This is a genomic window from Pectobacterium atrosepticum (genome assembly GCA_019056595.1).
Classification (GTDB): domain Bacteria; phylum Pseudomonadota; class Gammaproteobacteria; order Enterobacterales; family Enterobacteriaceae; genus Pectobacterium; species Pectobacterium atrosepticum.
The window spans coordinates 204470-223289 of sequence record CP036163.1; the positions used below are offsets into that span (position 1 = coordinate 204470).

Annotated in this window: 15 protein-coding genes and 2 pseudogenes; 4 read left to right on the forward strand and 13 right to left on the reverse strand. The window is 51.1% G+C overall.

All coding sequences use genetic code 11. From position 1 onward, the window contains the following. The first annotated feature begins 3 nt into the window (after positions 1-3). The gene (locus DCX48_01530) at positions 4-2019 is read left to right on the forward strand and encodes a carboxy terminal-processing peptidase (protein ID QXE13299.1); all 2016 of its coding nucleotides are present in this window, start codon (positions 4-6) and stop codon (positions 2017-2019) included. Positions 2020-2260: 241 nt separating this feature from the next. Here the strand turns inward: DCX48_01530 and DCX48_01535 are convergent, their stop codons facing one another. From DCX48_01535 to DCX48_01545, 3 genes and pseudogenes are all read right to left on the reverse strand, one after another. Continuing rightward, positions 2261-3127: an AraC family transcriptional regulator gene (locus DCX48_01535; protein QXE13300.1), complete on the reverse strand. Its 867-nt coding sequence runs from the start codon at positions 3125-3127 to the stop codon at positions 2261-2263. Continuing rightward, positions 3124-3756 carry a YbhB/YbcL family Raf kinase inhibitor-like protein gene (locus DCX48_01540; GenBank protein QXE13301.1) on the reverse strand — a complete coding sequence of 211 codons (633 nt, stop codon included), beginning with the start codon at positions 3754-3756 and terminating at the stop codon, positions 3124-3126. Before DCX48_01540 ends, DCX48_01535 begins: the two co-directional genes overlap by 4 nt. Before the next feature lie 258 nt (positions 3757-4014). Further along, positions 4015-4221 (reverse strand): annotated as a pseudogene (locus tag DCX48_01545) (AraC family transcriptional regulator). On the opposite strand from DCX48_01545, the pseudogene DCX48_01550 reads away from it, so the two are divergent. Then, positions 4218-5324: pseudogene (locus DCX48_01550) on the forward strand (MFS transporter). The pseudogenes DCX48_01545 and DCX48_01550 overlap by 4 nt on opposite strands. A 182-nt stretch (positions 5325-5506) precedes the next feature. Further along, a complete protein-coding gene (locus tag DCX48_01555) occupies positions 5507-6043 on the forward strand; it encodes a methylated-DNA--[protein]-cysteine S-methyltransferase (GenBank protein ID QXE13302.1) in 537 nt (178 codons plus the stop codon). Positions 6044-6110: 67 nt separating this feature from the next. Here DCX48_01555 and potD read toward each other — a convergent pair whose 3' ends face one another. The 4 genes from potD to potA form a co-directional block, all read right to left on the reverse strand. Next, positions 6111-7154 (reverse strand): spermidine/putrescine ABC transporter substrate-binding protein PotD, encoded by a 1044-nt coding sequence (potD, locus tag DCX48_01560; GenBank protein QXE13303.1) that lies wholly within the window; start codon positions 7152-7154, stop codon positions 6111-6113. Between the two features lie 90 nt (positions 7155-7244). Next, the gene (potC, locus tag DCX48_01565; protein ID QXE13304.1) at positions 7245-8021 is read right to left on the reverse strand and encodes a spermidine/putrescine ABC transporter permease PotC; all 777 of its coding nucleotides are present in this window, start codon (positions 8019-8021) and stop codon (positions 7245-7247) included. Beyond that, complete coding sequence (potB, locus tag DCX48_01570) at positions 8018-8878, reverse strand: spermidine/putrescine ABC transporter permease PotB (GenBank protein QXE13305.1); 861 nt, start codon at positions 8876-8878, stop codon at positions 8018-8020. Before potB ends, potC begins: the two co-directional genes overlap by 4 nt. Continuing rightward, the gene (gene potA / locus DCX48_01575) at positions 8862-9977 is read right to left on the reverse strand and encodes a spermidine/putrescine ABC transporter ATP-binding protein PotA (protein ID QXE13306.1); all 1116 of its coding nucleotides are present in this window, start codon (positions 9975-9977) and stop codon (positions 8862-8864) included. The genes potB and potA overlap by 17 nt, the downstream gene beginning before the upstream one ends. Positions 9978-10344: 367 nt before the next feature. On the opposite strand from potA, the gene pepT reads away from it, so the two are divergent. Next, positions 10345-11577: a peptidase T gene (gene pepT, locus DCX48_01580; GenBank protein ID QXE13307.1), complete on the forward strand. Its 1233-nt coding sequence runs from the start codon at positions 10345-10347 to the stop codon at positions 11575-11577. A gap of 78 nt (positions 11578-11655) precedes the next feature. Here the strand turns inward: pepT and DCX48_01585 are convergent, their stop codons facing one another. The 6 genes from DCX48_01585 to mnmA form a co-directional block, all read right to left on the reverse strand. Next, positions 11656-12777 (reverse strand): cupin domain-containing protein, encoded by a 1122-nt coding sequence (locus tag DCX48_01585; protein ID QXE13308.1) that lies wholly within the window; start codon positions 12775-12777, stop codon positions 11656-11658. Positions 12778-12913: 136 nt separating this feature from the next. Next, positions 12914-14368 (reverse strand): two-component system sensor histidine kinase PhoQ, encoded by a 1455-nt coding sequence (gene phoQ / locus DCX48_01590; protein QXE13309.1) that lies wholly within the window; start codon positions 14366-14368, stop codon positions 12914-12916. Then, positions 14365-15054: a two-component system response regulator PhoP gene (gene phoP / locus DCX48_01595; protein ID QXE13310.1), complete on the reverse strand. Its 690-nt coding sequence runs from the start codon at positions 15052-15054 to the stop codon at positions 14365-14367. The genes phoQ and phoP overlap by 4 nt, the downstream gene beginning before the upstream one ends. Positions 15055-15414: 360 nt before the next feature. Further along, positions 15415-16785 (reverse strand): adenylosuccinate lyase, encoded by a 1371-nt coding sequence (locus DCX48_01600; GenBank protein QXE13311.1) that lies wholly within the window; start codon positions 16783-16785, stop codon positions 15415-15417. Positions 16786-16960: 175 nt separating this feature from the next. Continuing rightward, positions 16961-17596 carry a lysogenization regulator HflD gene (gene hflD, locus DCX48_01605; GenBank protein ID QXE13312.1) on the reverse strand — a complete coding sequence of 212 codons (636 nt, stop codon included), beginning with the start codon at positions 17594-17596 and terminating at the stop codon, positions 16961-16963. Positions 17597-17598: 2 nt separating this feature from the next. Further along, positions 17599-18705 carry a tRNA 2-thiouridine(34) synthase MnmA gene (mnmA, locus tag DCX48_01610; GenBank protein QXE13313.1) on the reverse strand — a complete coding sequence of 369 codons (1107 nt, stop codon included), beginning with the start codon at positions 18703-18705 and terminating at the stop codon, positions 17599-17601. Positions 18706-18820: the final 115 nt, after the last annotated feature.

The following is an 18820-nucleotide window of genomic DNA, read 5'->3' on the forward strand; positions in this document are numbered from 1 at the left end:
GGCATGAACAACTTAATCAGAATAACCGCCATTGCAGGTTTACTGCTGGCGGGCTCTAGTTTTGCAAATGAAAACATTACGCGTGTTGAGCAGATCCCTCAGCTACATCAGGAGCCTCAACATGCTACCGTTAGCGACAGGGTGGCCTCACGTTTCCTGCGTTCGCATTATCGTCAGTTTATGTTGGATGCGCCGTTCTCCGAGAAAATTTTTAACCGCTACCTCAACATGTTGGACTACAGCCACAACGTGCTGTTGGCCTCTGATGTGGCGCAATTTTCCGGGCAAAAAGCCCAGTTGGGCGACGCGCTGAAATCTGGGCAACTGGATATTCCGTACGCGTTGTACAATCTGGCGCAGAAACGCCGGTTTGAGCGTTTTCAATATGCACTGTCGCTGCTGGATAAACCGGTAGATTTGACGGGCAATGACACGTTTGAACTCGATCGCAGCAAAGCTCCTTGGCCGCAGAACGCGGGCGAACTTAACCGCCTGTGGGATGCCAAGGTAAAATATGACTGGCTCAGCCTAAAGCTGACCGGTAAAGATGATAAAGACATCAAAGAGACGCTGACCAAGCGTTATCAGTTTGCGATTCGCCGTTTGGCGCAGAGCAACAGCGAAGATGTTTTCCAACTCGTCATGAACGCCTTTGCGCGTGAAATTGACCCGCATACTAGCTACCTGTCACCGCGTAACACCGAACAATTCAATACCGAAATGAGCCTGTCGCTCGAAGGGATTGGTGCGGTGCTGCAGATGGATGACGACTACACCATGATTAATTCCATGGTGCCAGGCGGTCCGGCAGCGAAGAGCAAAAACATTACCGTTGGTGACCGTGTGGTTGGCGTAGGCCAAAGCGGCAAACCGATGGTGGATGTTATCGGCTGGCGTCTGGATGATGTGGTCGCGCTGATCAAAGGGCCGAAAGGCAGTAAGGTGCGTCTGGAAATTCTGCCCGCAGGCAAAGGGACGAAAACCCGTATTATCACGCTGACGCGCGAACGTATTCGTCTTGAAGACCGTGCGGTTAAAATGTCTGTTAAGACGGTCGGTAAAGATAAAGTCGGCGTGTTGGATATCCCCGGCTTCTATGTCGGCCTGACGGATGACGTAAAAGTTCAGCTCCAGAAACTGGAAAAACAGAACGTCAGCAGTATCGTGATTGACTTACGGACTAACGGCGGCGGTGCGCTGACGGAAGCGGTAGGGCTTTCCGGTCTGTTTATCCCAAGCGGCCCCGTGGTTCAGGTACGTGATAATAATGGCAAGGTGCGCGAAGACAGCGACACTGACGGCATTGTGTATTACAAAGGCCCGCTGGTGGTGCTGGTAGACCGCTTCAGTGCTTCCGCTTCCGAGATTTTCGCGGCGGCGATGCAGGATTATGGTCGTGCACTGATCGTGGGTGAGCCGACGTTTGGTAAAGGCACCGTACAGCAGTATCGCTCGCTGAATCGGATTTACGATCAGATGCTGCGCCCTGACTGGCCTGCGCTGGGTTCCGTGCAATACACGATTCAGAAGTTCTATCGCATTGACGGCGGCAGTACTCAGATGAAAGGCGTGACGCCTGACGTGATGATGCCAACGGGCACCGAGACGGTAGATACCGGCGAGAAGTTCGAAGATAACGCGTTACCGTGGGACAGCATCAAAGCGGCCAACTACATCAAGAGCGGCGATCTGAAAGCGCTGATTAGCAAACTGAATGAGCATCATCAGGAGCGTATCGCCAAAGATCCTGAGTTCCAGTTTGTTGCGCAGGACATTGCCCGCTACAACGCGATGAAGGATAAACGCAACCTCGTGTCGCTCAATCTTGCTCAGCGTGAGAAAGAGAATGACGACGATGAGGCGATGCGTCTGAATCGGATTAACGATCGACTGGCGAGAGAAGGTAAGAAACCGCTCAAATCGCTGGAAGATTTGCCGAAAGATTATCAGGCTCCCGATCCTTATCTGGATGAAACGGTGAAAATCGCTAACGATTTGGCGCAAGACCAGAAAGAGTAATACGCCACGTTGTTATGATCATCTTTTGACCGTCCTCAAGCGCCCTGTTGGTTTATCTGACAGGGCGCTTTGTTTTATACCCAATAGATTTCGAGTCGCAGGAAGGCGGCAACCGCAGGAATCCCCAGGAACTTACTCAAGTAAGTGACTGGGGTGAGTAAGGGAAGCCAACACACCTGCAGCTTGAAAGATGACGGGTATAGATATTGCAGGATGGTGGCGCTACTCCGCCAAGAGTGGATTAACGAATCTTGGTAGGTGAACAGCCAAAACGGGTTTTAAATCGTTCGGAAAAACGAGCCGAGGATTTATACCCACAGGCCTCAGCCAGACGTTGCATATTCCATGACGTCGTCTGTACCAACATCATGGCGTGCTGCATTCGCGTCTCCAACAGTAGCAATTCAAAACGCGTTTGCTCAGCGGATAACCTCCGGCGTAGCGTGGCTTCGCTCATCGCCAGCAAACGGCCTGCAGACTGTGCGGTCCAGTGGCGTTCCGGTTCCTCACTGATCAGCGCACGTAGCTGGGTGGAAACGCCAGGCTGTGGCGGTGCGCCAAAGCGATATCCGCGTTCTGATAGCACCAGCAGCATATCCATCAGCCGGAGTTCGAGACGTGATTCATTGAGCTCGTTGCCTGTAATCCCTTCAACCAAATACTGCAATGTGCTGGTGAGTGCGCTATCCAGCGTGAGGGTAGTGAAGGGTTGAGGATGATGCGCTGATGAGGATTCATCAGGATAGCGGAGATAAAAACGCGCCAGAAGCGTGGGTGAAAACGTCAGGAAGATTGATCGAAAAACGGAGTCATAACCGCTGGGTATTTTCGTCAGATCGGCATTCGCATCAGGTGTAATCAGGCAAAGCTGAGACGGCGTGTCGACAGTCGTTGTTTTATTCTGTTCGATAATGGTCAATTGACCCGAAAGAACCAGCAGAAGCGTGGCCTCATAAAAATGAAAACGCGTTGTTTGCTGTGGTGTGCGCAGGTGAGGCTGTGCCAATGCGCACAGACCATACCGCTGTAGCGGCTGGCCTGATGGCAAACGCCAGTCCGCCTCTTCAATGAGAGACGGAGAAGCAGGGCGTAAAGCGGTCACGCTCATAACAATTGAGGATTCAGCGTATACAGTCCGGTAAGTTTCGCTTCTGCCAATACTGGCGCGTTAGCCAGCGCGGCATGGACATTCGCCCCGTTAATCTCACCCTCTATCGCTAAAGACGGCGTCGCGAGAGCGTACAGTGTGAAAATGTAGTGATGGACGAGCGCATCGTTCCACGGCGGGCACGGGCCATCATAGCCATAGTAGGTGCCTTTCATCTGTTCGTCGGTGGCGAACCAAACGGTGTAATCGTTGACGCCGTGTCGGAGCTCTGTTGGGGCATCTGGACCTGCTTTTCCGCGCGGAGTAATGCTATCGGAATGCGAAGCGGCGGCGATCTCGCTGACGCTGGCTGGAATATCCAGCAACAGCCAATGGTAGAAATCAACACGGGGCAGAGAGGCGCTAACCTCGCGGCCTTCCTGATTCACATCATCACCGCGGCTGGGTACATCTGGGTCGTGACAGATCAACACGAAAGACTGTGTCCCTTCGGGAGCGCCGTGCCAGGCAAGGTGGGGATTGTGGTTAGAGGACAGCGAAATGTGATTGGTTGCATCCGGAATGGCAAAAGCAAATTCGCCTGGGATATTTTCGCCGTCCTGAAAACTATGGCTGGAGAGGTGTAGCATGGTGGTGATCCTTATCGTAATCCTTATGAGTGTTGGATCATTATAGAAGAAGCTGCGCGTAATTATTTTCCTAATACCGTCAGGATAATGCTTTTAGCTGTCAATATGATGGTTTTAGGTGCGAAAACTTGCCAGGTGATGTTAAAGAAATGACGTCAGATAGGGACAAACAGGGGGCTGACAAAACCCGTCGAGCGGTCATACGGATACGCTAAACGAGCGTTCAAGCCGCCTGTACACGTTAGCGCATGAACTACGTCACTTATCACTGTGAGTGTCAGACAACCCTGAAAAACAGGAAGGAGTCTGACCCGTCACTGTGCGAAATGCGGCAACGAAAGAAGATGGGCATGAAAAACCCAGTTTATAGGCCACATGTTTGACTGGCATACCGTTAGAAAGCAGGTCCATGGACACAAAAATCCGCGCCCGCTGCTTCCAGATACGAAAACTGCATCCGGTATCCGATGCTAAAAGAAAATTTCACGCTGTCATACGCACAAATCGGCATGATTGCGCTGGTTTACCAAATCACGGCCTCCCTTCTTCAACCCTGGGTTGGTTTATATACTGACAAACGTCCTAAACCCTATCTTTTACCGGCAGGGATGGTTGTTACGTTTCTGGGTATCGGCTTGTTGGCAATAGCTGACAGCTTTACCTTGTTACTCATCTCTGCGGCGTTAGTTGGTGTGGGTTCATCCACATTTCACCCTGAGGCTTCACGGGTTGCCCGAATGGCTTCCGGTGGGAAGTTTGGCACAGCTCAGTCAGTTTTTCAGGTTGGGGGAAATGCTGGCACCGCATTCGGTCCTTTGATCGCCGCACTATTGATACTTCCCCACGGGCAAATGTCAGTCGCGTGGTTGATGATCATTGCGCTCATTGCCATCGTTATTTTGACTCGCATAAGCCGTTGGACTATCGCTCACGGACATGCGCAGAGCAAAAAACACGATAGCCTCAGTGGTGAAAAGTTACCCCGAGACAAAGTCATTCTTGCCGTTGCGATTGTCAGTATTTTGATGCTGACGAAGTTCACCTATATCGCCTCCATCAGCAATTACTATACATTTTACCTGATTCAACGCTTTGATATTACCTTACGCGACGCACAGTTCTGCCTGTTTGCTTTCCTTGCAGCCGTAGCTATTGGAACGTTTGCGGGTGGACCGGTTGGCGATCGTATTGGTCGCAAGGCGGTGATCTGGATATCATTTTTAGGGGTTATTCCGTTCGCTCCGATCCTGCCGCATGCAAATTTTTTCTGGACCGTCACGCTAACACTCATCATTGGTTTTGTACTGTCTTCTGCGTTTGCTGCACTTGTGGTATACGCACAAGAAGTTGTGCCAGGAAGAACGGGCGTGGTGGCTGGAATTATGTTCGGCACCATGTTTGGTGTGGGCGGAATTGCCGCCGCCGGTTTAGGTAAGTTGGCAGATATCTATGGAATTGTGTCTGTTTATGATGCCTGTGGTTATCTTCCGTTGCTTGGACTAGCCACTTTGTTGATGCCGGATTCGCGCAAAAAATCAAAATCGCTGCCGCTGAACAATCTGTCTTGATATTTATAAGTCATTTATTGTAAGGGTGATTCGCTTTTGCATGACTGGTGAGTGCATCAGTGTTGTTAGATCTGTCACTATTTCATCACAGAAAGTCTTTGCGTTGTTTCTACCCAAAGTCACAGATAGCCAATACTTAGGATATTTGTTAAGACATTTCACCCAACAAAAAGGGGCACAATATGTTTTTCAGTCAGTATGATTCTCCAATGGGGGAAATTACGATAGCCGCCGATGGGAAAAACTTGACCGGACTCTGGTTTGTCGGTCAAAAATATTATGCCCAGTCCCTTCAAGTCGAACTGTCGATAGGCTCCGAACTTCCGCTTTTTTCTGCCATTAGACGATGGTTAGATGCTTATTTCTCTGGCCATAACCCTTCCCTCGATGCTCTGCCATTGGCACCAAGCGGCAGTGATTTTCGACTGGCTGTTTGGCAACGATTATGTCAGATCCCGTATGGTGAATATGTTACATACGGAACCGTAGCCAAAGATGTTGCGGCTGTTATGGGTAAAACCAGCATGTCAGCGCAGGCTACCGGTGGGGCGGTTGGTCACAACCCAATATCTATTATCATTCCTTGCCACCGGGTCATAGGCACCAATAACAGCTTGACCGGGTATGCTGGAGGTATCGCAAAAAAAATTCAGCTACTTGAACTAGAAGGTGTTAACACCGTGAATATGAGCGTCCCTATCAAAGGGACGGCTTTATGATAATAATCGTCTCTAGCCGATCGGATAAAGAAGCAGCATTGCTATCGCGTGACACGGTATCTCGCGATTAACGCCCGGCTTTTAGCTGCTGAAAATAGGTTTCATACAACGTGCTGGCGCTGCCAACGTCGTTCTGCCATTCGCCTTTGGCGATGGTTTCATCATCTGGGTACAGTGTTTTGTCACTTGAAACCTCCGGTGGCAGTAATTTTTTCGCCGCCAGATTCGGCGTCGGATAGCCGATGGTTTCTGCAACCTGCGCTGCCACTTCTGGGCGCAGTAGGAAGTCGATCAGCTTCATCGCACCGTCAACGTTTTTGGCGTTGGCCGGAATAGCCAGGCTGTCCATCCAGAAGATACCGCCTTCTTTTGGCCAGATGACATCCAGCGGTGTGCCGGCCTGACGTGCCACGTAGGCAGAACCGTTCCACACCATACCCAGATTAACCTCACCCTCAATGAACGGGTTACCAGGGTTATCCGAATTGAACGTCAGCACGTTCGGCATCAAGGTTTGTAGCGCTTTATAGGCCGCCTCAATCTCTTTGGGGTCGGTGGTGTTCGCTGAGTAACCCAACTTACGCAGGGCAATTTGGAACACTTCACGTGCATCGTCCGTCAGCAGGAGACTGTCTTTGTATTTCTTGTCCCACAGATTGGCCCAACCGGTGACGCTAGCAGGGTCAATCACTTCATGATTAATGCCAATCGCCGTTGCGCCCCAGATATAGGGAATCGAGTAATCGTTGTTCGGATCGAAAGATTTGTGCAGCAGGTTCGGATCGAGATTATGGAAGTTGCTGAGCTTGCTGGTATCAATCTTTTGCAGCATGCCTTCTTTGCTCATCTTGGAGATGAAATAGGTCGACGGCACGACTAAATCGTAGGCACTGTCTTTATAGGTTTTCAGCTTGGCGTACATGCTCTCGTTGGATTCATAGGTGGAGTAAATCACCTTGATTCCCGTTTCTTTAGTGAACTGCTCCAACAGGCCCGGCGGCACGTATTCGGTCCAGTTATAGAAATAGAGCGTTTTCCCGTCGTTGGCATTGGCGGTACTGATACCAAACATCATCGCGCAGGCTGCCAGTAGGTGTGGCCACTTTTTCATTATGTTTACCTCCTTATTAGTCCCAAAGAAAATACCTGCCTGATGCCGACAGGTATGAAAATAACGGTATTTATCGTGCGAGCTGCAATCTTATTTTCCGGTGCGGTCGCGTAAAATTAGCTGGCTACTGAGCACCAACACGAGCGACAGAATCAGCAGGATCGTCGCCAGCGCATTGACTTCCGGAGATACGCCGACCTTTACCATCGAGTAAATCTTCAAGGGCAGAATTTCATACGCGGGCCCGGTGACAAACGAAGAAACCACCACGTCATCCATCGACAGCGTAAAGCTGAGCAACCAACTGGCCGCTACCGCTGGCATCGCCAGTGGCAGAATGATCTTGCGCAGAATAATCACTTCGCTGGCACCCAAATCGCGCGCGGCTTCCAGCATCCGTACGTCAAACCCTTTCAGACGCGAGTAGACGGTCACCACCACAAACGGCAGGCAGAACGTGATGTGGGAAAACAGCAGCGACCAGAACCCGAGCGATATGCCCAGCAGCATGAAGAGCACCAGCAGGGAGATTGCCATCACGATATCCGGCGACATCATCACCACGAACAGCATGCCGCCGACAAAAGGCTTGCCGCGAAAGCGGTAGCGATACAGTGCGACAGCCGTCAGGGAGCCAATCAGCGTGGCAAACGTCGCGGAAAACACAGCCATCGTCAGCGAGTGCTGTGCGGCCTGAAGCAAGCTGTCGTTATTCATCAACAGCCGATACCAATCCAGCGTAAATCCTTGCCAATTGATACCGAAACGCGCCTGATTAAACGAATTCACGATCAGAATAATGATCGGAATGTACAGGTAAGCGTAAATGATGGACATAAATCCACCGCGGATTAAGCGTCCAGTCATTCCAGCTCTCCCTTTTTATTCAGCAGGCGGGCCGTGCGGTAGTAGATAAACAGCAGTATACCCATGACCAACGTCAGGCAGATGCTGGTGGCGGCACCAAACGGCCAATCGCGGATATTAAGAAACTGGCTTTTGATGACGTTACCGATCAGCAAATTCTTGGCACCGCCCATCAGGTCGGCCACGAAGAACAGCCCCATTGCGGGCAGCAGCACCAGTAGACATCCAGCGATAATCCCCGGCATGGTCAGCGGGATCACCACACGAATAAAGGTTTGCCATTTATTGGCACCCAGATCGCGGGCGGCTTCAAGGTAGGCTTTATCGAGCTTTTCAATACTGGAGTAGAGTGGCAGCACCATGAAAGGCAGCAGGATATAAATCAGACCGAGAATCACTGCCTCTGAGGTGTACATAATCCGCAACGGCGTATCGATAAGGCCGATCCAGAGCAGGAATTCATTCAGATGGCCGCGTGTACTGAGGAAAATTTTCAGCCCGTAAATGCGGATCAGTGAGTTAGTCCAAAACGGCACAATCAGCAGAAACAGCATCAGTGGCTGAATTTTTTTCGGTAAGCGCGCCAGAATAAAGGCAAACGGATAGCCTAGCAGCAGACAGCAGAGCGTGGCGATAACGGCCATATTCAGCGAATGCAGTAGGACTGAAGCATAAAGTGGATCGGCCAGTCGCGTATAGTTTTCGAGCGTAAAGACCAGACTGACGAAATGGGTGTCATCGCGCGTCAGAAAACTGGTTCCGATGATCATCAGATTGGGCAGGAAAACAAACAACACCAGCCAGGCAACGATGAGTGTGATAATGATATTTTGAAAGCGTTTACGCGACGTCTTCATCGTGCAGGACTACCTCCCAACTTTCCACCCAGGTAACGTCCACTTTCTGGTTGAGTGAATGATCGAAGTCGGGATCGTCTTCGTTAAAGAACTCGCTGACCATGACCATTTTGCCGTTTTCCAACTCGATATTGGATTCCAGCGTCATACCTTTATAGTTGCGCTCGCGCACGTAGCCAACCATCCCTTCTGCCTGCATGCCATCGCCAAGCTCTTCAACGCGTAAATCTTCCGGCCGCAGCAGCACGTTGAGGTGTTGGCCGATGTTGACCAAAAAGCTGACGGTGATAACACATTCGTGGCCTTCGACCAGAGCGCGCACTCGCTGTGCGTCCAACTGTTCCAGTACGATGGCATCAAAAATATTGATTTCACCGATAAAACTGGCGACGAATAGATTTTTCGGTTCTTCGTAGATTTCACGCGGCGTGCCGTCTTGCTCGATGCGGCCATCACGCATCACCACGATGCGGTCGGACATGGTCAGGGCTTCTTCCTGATCGTGCGTGACGAAAATAAAGGTAATGCCCAGCTTACGTTGCAGCGCTTTCAACTCGTTCTGCATCTGTTTACGCAGCTTATAATCGAGTGCGGACAGAGACTCATCCAGCAGCAGAACCTTTGGCTGGTTGACGACGGCGCGGGCGATAGCGACGCGTTGTTGCTGGCCGCCGGATAATTGGTGTGGGCGCCGTTGCGCCAGCTCGTCCAACTGCACCATTTTTAGCGCTTCAATCACGCGCGGAGTCATTTCTGCGGCGGGTGTTTTCTGCATACGCAGACCAAATGCTACGTTTTCAAACACGCTGAGATGAGGGAACAATGCGTAACTTTGGAATACGGTATTAACGTGCCGCTGCTCGGCGGGCTGGTGGGTAATATCCTGCTTTTCCAGCATGATATTGCCGCTATCGACTGTTTCCAGACCGGCAATCAGACGCAGTACGGTGGTTTTTCCGCAGCCGGATGGCCCGAGGATCGTCAGGAACTCACCGTTATTAATAGTGAGATTAAAATGCGAAATGATGTCTTTGCCATCAAAGCCTTTATGGACGTTGAGCAATTCAACGACCGGCACAGTCAGGGAGTTTTCTTTCATTAAGGTATAGCTCTGCTTCCTGATTTGGCAGATCAACGGCATCTCCGTTGCGATCGTGCCAAGGGTTATCACCTTTCAGCTAGCGTGTGCGGTTAAGGGCTGCATTTTACGGGAAACGCTGCCTAACGCCAACTTGTGTGGCCCGACTTCCCGTAAATGGATTCGTGAATGGCGGTGACTAGGTCAATGAATTAGCGCACATGTTTCCTGATTGTTACCTGATTTGGGCACACTTCGTGACGCTGTCGCCGCTTTTTGCTCTGAATTCTGGTCCTATGGTTTGTTAAATCGGGAAAAAACTGACCTGACGCAATATCTGCCGTGGTAGCCCTATCCATAATGCCTTTCAGGGTTCAGGGGGCATAAGATGGATAAATTACTCGACAGATTTTTAAACTACGTTTCGTTTGATACACAATCTAAATCCGGTGTTCGGCAGGTGCCGAGTACCGACGGCCAGTTGAAACTGGCGCGTGTGTTGCAGCAGGAACTGCTCGAACTGGGATTTGAACAGATAGTACTAAGCAAGCAGGGTTGCTTGACGGCGACGCTTCCGTCGAACGTTGCCTGGTCAGTACCCGCCATCGGTTTTATTTCACATATGGATACATCGCCGGACTTTAGCGGCAAAAATGTTAATCCACAGATTTTGGAAAACTATCGCGGCGGCGACATTGCCTTGGGCGTGGGAGATGAAGTGCTGTCGCCTGTGATGTTCCCGGTGCTGCACCAGCTACTGGGGCACACGCTGATTACGACAGACGGCAAAACGCTGCTGGGGGCGGATGATAAAGCAGGGATCGCGGAAATTATTACCGCACTGGTGCGCCTGAAAAAGAGTCAACTGCCGCACGGGGATGTTCGCATTGCCTTTACGCCTGATGAAGAAATTGGCAAGGGCGCGCAGTTTTTTGATGTCAAAGCGTTTAACGCCCAGTGGGCTTACACCGTAGACGGCGGTGGCGTCGGCGAACTGGAGTATGAGAATTTTAATGCCGCGTCGGTTCAGGTGAAAATTGTCGGTAACAATGTACATCCTGGTAGCGCCAAAGGCGTGATGGTGAACGCGTTGACGCTGGCCTCTCGCTATCATCAGCATGTACCGGAGAGTGAATCACCGGAGCAGACGGAAGGCTATCAGGGTTTTTACCATCTTCACAGCATGAAAGGCTCTGTGGAGCGGGCTGACCTGCACTATATCGTCCGGGATTTTGACCGCAACGGCTTTGAACAGCGTAAACAGACAATGCTGGATATAGCAGAAAAGGTCGGCGCGGGGCTGCATCCGGATTGCTACATTGAAGTCACGATTACCGATACCTACTACAACATGCGTGAGCAGGTTGAGCAGCATCCGCACATTATCGCGTTGGCACAGCAGGCGATGCGGGATTGCAACATTGAACCAAACATGAAACCGATTCGCGGTGGTACTGACGGCGCGCACCTGTCATTTCAGGGATTACCGTGCCCGAATCTGTTTACCGGTGGCTACAACTATCATGGTAAACATGAATTTGTCACGCTGGAAGGGATGGAAAAGGCTGTGTCTGTGATTATGCGGATTGCAGAGTTGACGGCGCTGCGTGCGAAGCCGTAAGCGAGTCCATTTTGCAGATATGAGTAAGGCGGGAAATTCCCGCCTTATCTTTGTGCGAACGATTAGCTTGGTCTGTTTTTAATCTGCGAAATACCAGTAACCGCTGTTAATCAGTATCGTGAGCTGTGCGAGGAAAGAAGGATCTTCTAACGCGTCACCCAGTCGCTCTGCATCAATGGCGGGGTGCTCAGCCAACGCAAACAGCGCAGCCTTGTGCGTACTGTTCACTTTCTCCCCGTTAACAAAGCAGCCATCCCCAACGCAGATGACACGCAGCCCGCCTAAACGGCGCAGTGGTTCACCCTGTTGCAGATACTCATACACTTCGCCAGCCTGATAAGGCGGTTCCGGCGGAGAGAGGTCAAGCTCATGACGAGACTGGGAAATAAATTCACCAAACCAGTTCTGGAAATGTTCCGGTTGCTGCACCAGCTCCAGCATCATTTTTTGCAACGCATCCAGCTCTTGCGGTAGCACGCTGGCAATATGCTCACGGGATGGGATATTGGGATCGCTGTAGCGATAGCTGCCGAGTTCGCGGGAAAGCACATAATCCGCAAAGCCGCTAACCAGTTCGCGAGCGTTTGGTGCCCGGAAACCCACTGAGTAGTTCAGCGAATTCTCTAGCGAATAGCCTTCGTGTGGGAAGCCCGGTGGAATATACACGATATCACCCGGTTCCAGCTCTTCATCAATAATGGCTTCAAACGGGTCGACTTGAAGCAGGTCTGGATGCGGACAGTGCTGCTTCATTGGTATTTTTTCACCGACACGCCAGCGGCGACGTCCCGTTCCCTGAATGATGAAAACATCATACTGATCCAGATGTGGCCCTACGCCACCACCGGGAACGGAAAACGAAATCATCAAATCATCAGTACGCCAGTCTGGCAACTGTCGAAACGGCTGCATCAAAGCGGAAGAGGGCTCATGCCAGTGATCGACAGCCTGTACTAACAGCGACCAGTTGCTTTCACCCAGATGGTCGTAGCTCTCGAAAGGACCATGGCTCACCTGCCAGCGTCCGTTCTGATGGCTGACTAGTCGGCTATCAACCTCGTTTTCCAACGCCAAACCCGCAAGTTCGTCGGGCGAAATCGGATCGATAAAATGAGTGAAGCCGCCTTTAATCAGGAGCGGACGTTTTTGCCAGTAGTTCGCTAAAAAATCCTGCCAGTCGAGATTAAGCTGATAGTCCATACTGTTTTCCAGAAATTAGTTTTTTGAGGAAATGACTGTTCTTGAAGACATGATTTTTCTTAAAGTAATCCGTATTTTAAAACAATCCGCATTTTGGCACTAAGTATAGCGGAAGCATCGCTCGCTGTACGGCCTTTCACCCCTCGTTCTGGCTAAGGTTCTGGCGGGAGAAAATGGCTTCGACTCGGGCTCCACCCAGTGCGCTGTCGCTGATGAGGATCTCACCCTTATACTGTTCGATAATTTCGACGGCAACGGCGAGGCCAATACCTTGTCCGGGGCGCATGCGGTCGGCGCGTTGCCCACGCAGAAAGATCATTTCGCGCTTGCTTTCGAGGATGCCGGGTCCGTCGTCATCGATAATCAGATGCAGCTTGTGATCGGAATATTGCACGCTGATTTCGACAAATTCCAGGCAGTACTTACAGGCGTTATCAAGGATATTGCCCAGTACTTCCATGAAATCATTCTTCTCGCCCACGAATGTCAGTTCGGGCGGAATATCGAGCGTCAATACCACGCCCTTGCGCTGATACACCTTATTTAACGCGGAACACAGGCCATCCAGCAGCGCTGGAACCGAGTGTACTTCACGTATCAGAAGGTTATGTTCTGAGCGCACGCTGGCGCGATGCAGGTAATAGCCAATCTGCTGCGAGATACGGCTGATCTGCGCCAGCATGATCGGCTCAGCCTGATCGATAGTGATCTCTTTGCCGGTTCGCAGCGCGCGTAACGTGGTCTGCAAGACGGCCAGCGGCGTTTTCAGGCTGTGGGTGAGGTCGGTGAGCGTCGTGCGGTACTTATGGTATCGCTGGCGTTCGTTATTCAGCAGAATATTCAGGTTTTTCACCAAGCTAAATAATTCACGCGGCGGATTTTCATCCAATTGATCGCGAGTGCCTTTCTCTAGTTCAGCAATTTGTTTTACCAGATGCTGAATAGGGCGCAGGCTCCAGTGAGCGCCAAGCCAAAGCAAGGGAAGCACCAGAAGAAGATTGGCGATCAAAACATAGCTGAACCATTCCCACACCACGTCCTCCTGTTGCAACTCTTGCGGGATACGGTCGACGACGACAATGGTGATGGAAGGGAGATGCTCGGTCTTCGGATAAACGTTCACGGCGATGGAATGGGTTAGTGCATTACTATGTGCGCCATTCAGCGCTCGTAGGCTGCTCAGTAATAAGGTGTTGCCCGTTAATACCGCGCTGCTGGTATCGGTGTCGGTATCCAATTCGTGATAGGCCGTCTTGCTCAGCCACTCTGGTTTTATCAGTGCTTCCAGCTCGGGAACGTGCTTTTCGCGCCAGAGTACGTTGCCATTCTCATCGTATATCAACACCAGCGTGGGAAAATTGATGTCAACATCGGGAGGGGTGACGATATTCAGCTGATTATCGCGCCACTGCGCAAGGCTGTAGTAAAGGTTACTTTCGCCACGCAGTAGGCGGAATGAGGTTTTATCAAAGTTGACGCTGTAGCCGATAATAGCGACAACGCCATAGGCCAACGACAGCGCTAACACGATGGCCGCTGTCGCGAGTAGAAAACGAATGCGAAGCGAGAAGGGCAGCTTCTTCTCACTCATGCCGGGCCTGGGGGCGTATCAATATCAAAGCGATATCCTTGTCCGCGTACGGTAGTAATCACATCTTGCGCTTCAGCCTGCTGGATTTTCTTGCGTAACCGTCCCATTAGTACATCAATGGTGTGGCTTTCCCGCAGCTCCGCATCCGGGTACAGCTGTAGCATCAGCGACTCTTTGCTGACGACTTTACCTTTGTTGCGAATTAACGTCTCGATAATCGTGTATTCAAACGCAGTCAGCTTGATCGGAGTGCTATTGATCATCAGTTCGCGGCGTGACAAATCGATCTCGAAGGGCGGTAGGCTGATAATTTGCGACGCCAAACCACTGTTGCGTCGCATCAGCGCCTGCAAGCGCGCCACAACTTCTTCCATATGGAACGGTTTGGTCACGTAATCGTCCGCACCCGCTTCCAGTACGGCCACTTTGTCCTGCCAGCCTTCACGGGCGGTCAGCACCAGAATCGGGAGTTTGACTTGATGCGCGCGCCAGCGACGAATCATGCTCATGCCGTCTTCATCGGGCAATCCGAGGTCGACAATCGCGATGTCCGGCATATTCTCATGCAGGAAATAATCCGCTTCTTTAGCGTCAGACGCCGCGTCAACCTGATGTCCCATTTCGTTCATCTGAACGGTTAAATGATGGCGTAGTAATACATTATCTTCAACGACCAGAATCCGCATCGTTATACCCTCTGTCGAATAGAAATGGTTATTGCAACGAACTTATGCACCATGTCTTTCACGTATTTCGCCTCCGCGTATCATAATTGTACACGGGACAAATAGTTTATTTTATTTGCTAAATTATCCACAGGAAGGGTAAACCGAGTGTAAACAGGCTGGAAATGGTCATACTCGTCATACTTCGAGCTACATGTGTGTTGGCTACGTTCAGTCACCCGAATCACTTACCTGAGTAAGCTCATCGGGATTCCTTCGCTTGCCGCCTACCTGAAACTCGAATTATTTAGAGTATGGTGAGCGAGAAGACTGGCGGGCAGGGCGCCCGCCAGAGGGAGTACGAAATTTGTTTGAGAACGCTTATTTCAAGTCATCAACCATGGCGATAGCGCGGCCAATATAGTTGGCTGGCGTCATCGCCTTCAGACGCGTTTTTTCCGCTTCAGGTAATTCAAGACCATCGATAAATGCCTGAATGCCTGCCGCGTCAATGCGTTTGCCGCGCGTCAGTTCTTTCAGTTTTTCGTAAGGTTTTTCAATCCCGTAGCGGCGCATCACGGTCTGGATCGGTTCTGCCAACACTTCCCAGTTGTGATCCAGTTCATCAGCCAGACGATCGCGGTTCACTTCCAGTTTGCTGATGCCTTTCATTGTGGCCTGATAGGCAATCAGCGCATAGCCCACACCCACGCCCAGATTACGCAGCACTGTAGAGTCGGTGAGGTCGCGCTGCCAGCGAGAAACCGGCAGTTTGCTGGCCAGATGCGCCAGCACGGCGTTCGCCAGCCCCAAATTGCCTTCCGAGTTTTCGAAGTCAATCGGGTTAACCTTATGCGGCATGGTGGAGGAACCGATTTCGCCCGCAATGGTTTTCTGTTTGAAGTGATTCAGTGCGATGTAGCCCCAAATATCACGGTCAAAGTCGATCAAAATGGTGTTGAAACGCGCGATGCAGTCGAACAGTTCGGCGATGTAGTCGTGCGGTTCGATCTGTGTGGTGTACGGGTTCCAGTTGATACCCAGCGAGGTGACAAAGCTTTCGCTGAACTGGTGCCAGTCCACTTCTGGGTAGGCAGCCAGATGGGCATTATAGTTGCCGACGGCACCATTAATTTTACCCAGAATTTCAACCTGTTGCAGTTGACGATATTGGCGCTCCATACGGTAAGCCACGTTGGCGAATTCTTTACCGATGGTGGATGGCGTAGCGGGCTGACCGTGTGTACGGGAAAGCAGCGGGATATCGCGATATTCCTGTGCCCGCGTTTTCAGGGCATCAATAATTTGACGCCAGTGGGGCAGGATGACGTCGCGGCGAGCAGTATCCAGCATCAGCGCGTGAGACAGGTTGTTGATGTCTTCTGAAGTACAGGCGAAGTGAATGAATTCGTTAACAGCATGCAACGCTGGAATAGCGGCGACTTTCTCTTTCAGAAAATATTCAACGGCTTTCACATCGTGGTTGGTCGTACGCTCGATAGTTTTAATGCGTGCCGCATCTTCTTCGCTGAATTCGGCGACAATTTTATCAAGGAAAGCGTTTGCGTCAGCGTCAAATACAGGAACTTCCTGGATCTCTGCACAGGCTGCCAATTTTTGCAGCCAACGTACTTCAACCTGCACACGGAATTTCAGCAAACCAAATTCGCTGAAAATGGTGCGCAATGTGCTGACTTTATCGCCGTAGCGTCCATCAATAGGGGAAACGGCGGTCAGTGAGGATAATTCCATCGCAAGCAACTCCTGAGATTGGTTTCAATAACAATTATTTTCAAGAATAATTAGTTTCAATAACAACTAGTTTTAACAACTGACTGATTTCGAGACAGCCAGTTTTAATACGGAATCGATTATTGCAACGCTGGCGTTAATCACACCAGCGTCAGCCGTAATGCCAAGAATACCATCAAACGGATTGGCAACGCGCCAATATCTGTTTCGCTTCTTTGACCAGTTGGCTGCGTGAGAACATCAGTTGCAAGCGTCCGCCGCCAATCTGTTGCCAAAGCACCGTAGAGCGGATACCGGCCAGCAGCGCGGCGCGTACTTTCGCCTGCACCTGACTGTTTTTTAGCACTTCCGGTGAACCGGTAACTTGAATACGTGGCCCCAACGTACTGATGACATCCACGTAAATTGCGGCCAGCGCGCTTACAATCGTTTCGGAAAGCAGCTCAAAATGCTCTAGTTGGCGTTCCAACTGCCCGATGCGCTTACCCAATTCGTCCAGCGCGGCAGATTTCGCGTTTAGCTTACGTTCTAACGCAATCATGCTAAATGCATAACGCGAGAGTTCCGCGCCAGGGCCTTTGGTGCTGGTGTTCAGAATGCCCAGCAGCGTTTCCAGCCCAACTTTCAGGTTCTGCTCGTCATTGCCGTAAACGGCCAACGTGGATGCTGGGTTGAGGTTCAATACGCTGTTCAGCGAGGTATGCAGCACATCGTTATTACAGTTCCCCGTGTGGGCCAACTGCTGGACTAAATGCGCCGATTGGCAAACGCCTGCTAGTGCCAGCGTGATTTCATAATAATTCTTAGCCACGGTTACTCCTGTAAGCGTTCTTCGATGATGCCGCCGCCAAGGCAAACGTCGTCCAGATAAAAGACGGCAGATTGGCCCGGAGTGACGGCAGCGACAGGCTCATCAAAACGTACGGTAATGCGATCGTCACCAAGCGGGGTGACGGTGCAGGGGATATCCGCCTGACGGTAACGGGTTTTCACCATGCAGCGTAATTCAGCGGTCAGCGGCTGGCGATCGACCCAGTGTAACTGCTGTGCGATTAAGCCGTACGACATCAGGCGAGGGTGTTCGTGACCCTGCGCAACATACAGAATATTGTTGGCGACATCTTTATCCACCACGTACCAGGGATCTTCGCCGCCGTCTTTGACGCCGCCAATACCCAGCCCTTTGCGCTGCCCCAGCGTGTGGTACATCAGCCCCTGATGTTGTCCCATCGGTTTGTTGTCGTCGACGGACAGAATCGGACCCGGTTGTGCGGGTAGATAGCGCGCCAGAAAATCGGTGAATTTGCGCTCGCCGATGAAGCAAATACCGGTAGAGTCTTTCTTCTTCGCGGTGGCCAACTCAAGCTCTTCGGCGATCTTGCGCACCTGTGGTTTTTCCAGTTCGCCGACCGGGAACAGGCTCTGCGCAATCTGTTCATGGCCCAGCGTATAAAGAAAATAGCTCTGGTCTTTGTTGCCGTCCATGCCGCGTAGCAAACGGCTTTTACCGTCAACGTCGTGACGACGGACATAATGGCCTGTCGCGATATAGTCCGCCCCGAGATCCTCGGCAGCGAACTCAAGGAAGGCTTTGAATTTGATTTCTTTATTGCACAGGATATCGGGATTGGGGGTACGGCCCGCTTTATATTCTTCAAGGAAGAGTTCAAAAACGTTATCCCAATATTCAGCGGCAAAATTGACGGTATGTAACTCGATACCGAGCTTGTCGCAAACGGCCTGCGCATCGGCAAGGTCAGTAGCCGCTGAGCAATATTCCGTGTCGTCGTCCTCTTCCCAGTTCTTCATGAACAGGCCTTCAACATGATAGCCCTGTTGCTGTAACAGGTAAGCGGAAACGGAGGAATCAACACCGCCGGACATACCGACAATCACTTTTTTCTGGCTGTTATCTGACATGGGAGTAGTCTCACGAACTGAAATTTACTGACGCATTGATGCGAAAAACAAGCGGCATATTTTAGCATGTTGAACCGAGGGCTGCATCGCTATTCCTGCCGCGTGGTGGTTAGCC

Bases quoted from the DNA above. Each gene is read 5' to 3' on its own strand.
- DCX48_01530 (QXE13299.1), top strand. From the start codon at position 4: ATGAACAACTTAATCAGAATAACCGCCATTGCAGGTTTACTGCTGGCG.
- DCX48_01535 (QXE13300.1), bottom strand. From the start codon at position 3,127: ATGAGCGTGACCGCTTTACGCCCTGCTTCTCCGTCTCTCATTGAAGAG.
- DCX48_01540 (QXE13301.1), bottom strand. From the start codon at position 3,756: ATGCTACACCTCTCCAGCCATAGTTTTCAGGACGGCGAAAATATCCCA.
- DCX48_01555 (QXE13302.1), top strand. From the start codon at position 5,507: ATGTTTTTCAGTCAGTATGATTCTCCAATGGGGGAAATTACGATAGCC.
- potD (QXE13303.1), bottom strand. From the start codon at position 7,154: ATGAAAAAGTGGCCACACCTACTGGCAGCCTGCGCGATGATGTTTGGT.
- potC (QXE13304.1), bottom strand. From the start codon at position 8,021: ATGACTGGACGCTTAATCCGCGGTGGATTTATGTCCATCATTTACGCT.
- potB (QXE13305.1), bottom strand. From the start codon at position 8,878: ATGAAGACGTCGCGTAAACGCTTTCAAAATATCATTATCACACTCATC.
- potA (QXE13306.1), bottom strand. From the start codon at position 9,977: ATGAAAGAAAACTCCCTGACTGTGCCGGTCGTTGAATTGCTCAACGTC.
- pepT (QXE13307.1), top strand. From the start codon at position 10,345: ATGGATAAATTACTCGACAGATTTTTAAACTACGTTTCGTTTGATACA.
- DCX48_01585 (QXE13308.1), bottom strand. From the start codon at position 12,777: ATGGACTATCAGCTTAATCTCGACTGGCAGGATTTTTTAGCGAACTAC.
- phoQ (QXE13309.1), bottom strand. From the start codon at position 14,368: ATGAGTGAGAAGAAGCTGCCCTTCTCGCTTCGCATTCGTTTTCTACTC.
- phoP (QXE13310.1), bottom strand. From the start codon at position 15,054: ATGCGGATTCTGGTCGTTGAAGATAATGTATTACTACGCCATCATTTA.
- DCX48_01600 (QXE13311.1), bottom strand. From the start codon at position 16,785: ATGGAATTATCCTCACTGACCGCCGTTTCCCCTATTGATGGACGCTAC.
- mnmA (QXE13313.1), bottom strand. From the start codon at position 18,705: ATGTCAGATAACAGCCAGAAAAAAGTGATTGTCGGTATGTCCGGCGGT.